This is a genomic window from Aminobacter sp. P4_H6_2, assembly GCF_056400805.1.
Genome location: NZ_JBFUKO010000574.1, coordinates 1 through 3,441, shown reverse-complemented (window position 1 = coordinate 3,441; position 3,441 = coordinate 1). Strand labels below are relative to the sequence as shown.

Genomic DNA, 3,441 nt, shown 5'->3' with positions numbered 1-3,441 from the left:
CCGCAGACCTGGGCGGATTTCTGGGACGTCGAGAAATTCCCCGGTCGCCGGGCCATGCGCAACGATGCCGAGGCCCAGCTCGAAATTGCCTTGCTCGCCGATGGCGTGCCGATGGACAAGGTCTACGAGGTGCTGCAGTCCGAAGGCGGCATGCAGCGCGCGCTCGACAAGATCGAGCAGTTGCGTCCGCATATCGCGGTGTGGTGGAATTCGGGCGCCCAGCATGCGCAGCTGATGAAAGACAAGGAAGTTGACATGTCGGTGGGTTGGAACGCCCGTTTCGAGGCAGCCAAGAAGGACGGTGCGGCGATCGACTATACCTTCAATCAGGGCGTTATGAGCATGGATTGCTGGGCCGTTCCGGCCGGCGCACCCCATGCCGCCGAAGCGATGAAGATGATCAACGAGATGTCCAAGCCGGAAGCCCAGGCCAAGTTCTCGGTCGGGGTGAAGTATGGCGCCGCCAACAAGCGCGCCTATGAGACCGGCCTCATCCCCGACGACGTGTCGAAGAAGCTGCCGACCTATCCGGAAAACGCTGCGCACCAGCTCGCTCAGCGCAATGAATGGTGGGTGGAGCATGTTGGCGAAGCCCAACTCGGCTTTCAGGAAATGATGTCGCGCTGAGCGCGGCAGGGAACGGCTCGGTTCGAACGACATGACAAGTGCTGCGTTCATTGAAATCCGCAATCTTTCGAAAGCTTATGGATCTTTCCGCGCCCTCAACGATGTCGATCTCGACGTTGGGCGCGGTGAGTTCCTGAGCGTTCTCGGGCCGTCCGGCTCCGGCAAGACCACGCTTTTGATGGCGCTGGCCGGGTTCGTCAGGCCGGATCGCGGTCGAATCGCGGTCGATGGGCGCGACCTCGTCCGCTTGCCGGCCAATAAGCGCGACATTGGAGTGGTGTTCCAAAACTACGCGCTGTTCCCGCACATGAACGTTGCCGCCAACGTCATGTTTCCTCTGCGCGTCCGGGGTATCGGCCGCGCAGAGGCCTCCGAACGCGCAAGGAGGGCGCTCGACATCGTCGATCTCGCCAGCATGGCCGAGCGCGACACCGCAACGCTCTCGGGAGGGCAAAAGCAGCGCGTGGCGCTGGCCCGCGCAGTGGTGTTCGAACCTCGGCTGATGCTGATGGACGAGCCGCTTTCGGCACTCGACAAGAACTTGCGCGAGCAGATGCAATACGAGATCAGGAAGCTGCACGACCGGCTCGGCTTGACCACCGTCTATGTCACGCATGACCAGCGCGAGGCGTTGACAATGTCGGACCGCATCGCGGTCATGCGAGACGGCGTCATCCGTCAGCTCGGCACGCCGACATCGCTCTACCACCGGCCGACGTCGCGTTTCGTTGCCGAATTCCTCGGCGAAGCCAACATCCTTGAGCTCGACGCCGTCGTGAGCTTCGCCGCGCCGAAAGGCAAGGCAAGCGGGGCGGACTGGAAGCTAATGATCCGCGCTGAAGGGTTCTCACTCGTTGATGCAAGCGGCCACGACCAGGTGTCGCTGAACGGTGTGCTGACACGTTCGGTGTTCCAGGGCGACAGCTGGCTCATCTCCGTCGTTCTGGCGAACGGCGGAGCCGTCTCGGCGCGCATTGCCGCAGCCGAGGCGGCGAATTTCAACCTGGCGGCATTGTCCGAAGGCGCACCGCTCAAGCTGCATGTGCGCCGCGACGCGCTCATCGCCGTGACCGACGCATGAGCGCGCCCGCTTTGACCATGCCGGCCTCGATCGGCGCTTTCGACAATTCCGCCGTCTTGCGGCGCGACCGCAAGCTTGCGCAGCTCGGCTATTTCGGCTTGGCCTTGCCCGCCGCCTTGCTTGTCACCGTCGCCATTGTCGTGCCGCTCGCCGCGATGTTCTGGATATCGATTGTGCGGCCGGACGGCTCGGTGTCGCTCGACACCTATCTCAGAATCCTGAGCACACCCGTCTATACGCGCTCGATGCTGACGACCTTCCAGGTCAGCGGCATGACGGTATTGACCTGTGCTTTGCTGGGCACGCCCTTTGCGCTGGTCATGGCCAGCGTCGGCCAGCGGCTTGCCTCGATCTTGCTGTTGGTGGTGATGCTGCCGTTCTGGACAGCACTTCTGGTGCGCACCTATGCGCTGTCGGTGCTGCTGCAGCGCAACGGCCTGGTCAACAGCTTCCTGATCGACGTCGGGCTGGTCTCCGAGCCTTTGCCGCTGATCAACAATTTCTTCGGCACCCTTGTCGGCATGACGCATGTGATGCTGCCGCTGTTCATCCTGCCGGTCTATGCCGCGATCAAGCAGATCGACCACAACATCATCCGCGCTGCGGCCAGCCTCGGCGCCAGCAAGCTTTTGACCTTGCGGGCGGTGATCCTGCCACTGGCTGCGAATGGTATATTCGCCGGCGCGGTGCTGGTGTTCGTGCTCAGCTTGGGCTTTTACGTCACCCCGGCCATTCTCGGCGGTGGGCGCGTACCGATGATCTCGACCCGCATCGAACAGAACGTCTCGGTGCTGTCAGACTGGCCAGCGGCGAGCGCGCTCGGCGTGCTGCTGCTGCTGTCGGTCGGGCTGGTGTTCCTCGTCACCTTCCTGCTCCGGCGCAGCATTAGGGCTTTAGGAGGTGCCGCCAATGTTTGATGGTTTCGACGTCTCATGGCCGCTGCGCCTGGCAATCGGCCTGTTCACCGCGCTGGTGGCGGTCTTCCTGCTCGCACCGTCGCTGATCGTGGTACCGATGTCGTTTTCGGCGTCCGAACTGCTGCAGTTCCCGCCGACCGAATTTTCGCTGCGCTGGTGGCAGCGGTACTGGCAGTCCGACCTGTGGATGCCGGCGACCAAGACCAGCCTGTTGCTGGCGACGGTTACTGCTGCCGCCGCCGTGCCGATCGCCTTCGCCGCCGCCTATGCCACGACCCGTTCGCTCGGCTGGGCCAGGCTGCCACTCTACAGCGTGCTGCTGATGCCGGCCACTGTGCCGCCCATCCTGGTCGCCATTGGCCTGTTCTTTGTGCTCGCCAGGATGCATCTCGTCGGTTCGTTCCCGGGCCTGTGGCTGGGGCATACTGTGATCGCAATCCCGACCGCCTACGTCATCCTGTCGGCAGGTTTCGCTCGTTTCGACTTCACCCAGGAAAAGGCTGCCCGCAGCCTTGGCGCCGGCTGGTGGCGGTCGATGTTTTCGGTCGTCATCCCGCAGATGCGCTTTTCGCTTTTGTCGGCGGCACTGCTCGCCTTCCTGACGTCGCTCGACGAGGTGATCGTCTCCATGTTCGTCGGCGGCGGTGCCAACACCACACTGACCAAGGTGATGTTCCTTGGGCTGCGCGACCGCGTCGATCCGCAGGCTGCGGTGATATCGACAATCTGGATCGTGCTGGTGGCCATTGTCGTCACAGTGGTGTTCGGGCGCCAGCGCCAGGAGCATACGTGACAGGCCTGCAATCAGGCTTCGGC

4 protein-coding genes are annotated in these 3,441 nt (G+C 63.1%); all 4 read left to right on the top strand.

The genetic code is table 11. The features are described 5' to 3' along the window. On the top strand, positions 1–627 hold a 627-nt coding region (locus AC1DUU_RS26795; protein WP_476786391.1), incomplete at its 5' end, for an extracellular solute-binding protein. A gap of 31 nt (positions 628–658) precedes the next feature. Next, the gene (locus AC1DUU_RS26790) at positions 659–1,708 is read left to right on the top strand and encodes an ABC transporter ATP-binding protein (protein ID WP_476786390.1); all 1,050 of its coding nucleotides are present in this window, start codon (positions 659–661) and stop codon (positions 1,706–1,708) included. Beyond that, positions 1,705–2,625, top strand: coding sequence for an ABC transporter permease (locus AC1DUU_RS26785; RefSeq protein ID WP_476786389.1), 921 nt, complete (start codon positions 1,705–1,707; stop codon positions 2,623–2,625). The genes AC1DUU_RS26790 and AC1DUU_RS26785 overlap by 4 nt, the downstream gene beginning before the upstream one ends. Beyond that, positions 2,618–3,418: an ABC transporter permease gene (locus AC1DUU_RS26780; protein ID WP_476786388.1), complete on the top strand. Its 801-nt coding sequence runs from the start codon at positions 2,618–2,620 to the stop codon at positions 3,416–3,418. Before AC1DUU_RS26785 ends, AC1DUU_RS26780 begins: the two co-directional genes overlap by 8 nt. Positions 3,419–3,441: the final 23 nt, after the last annotated feature.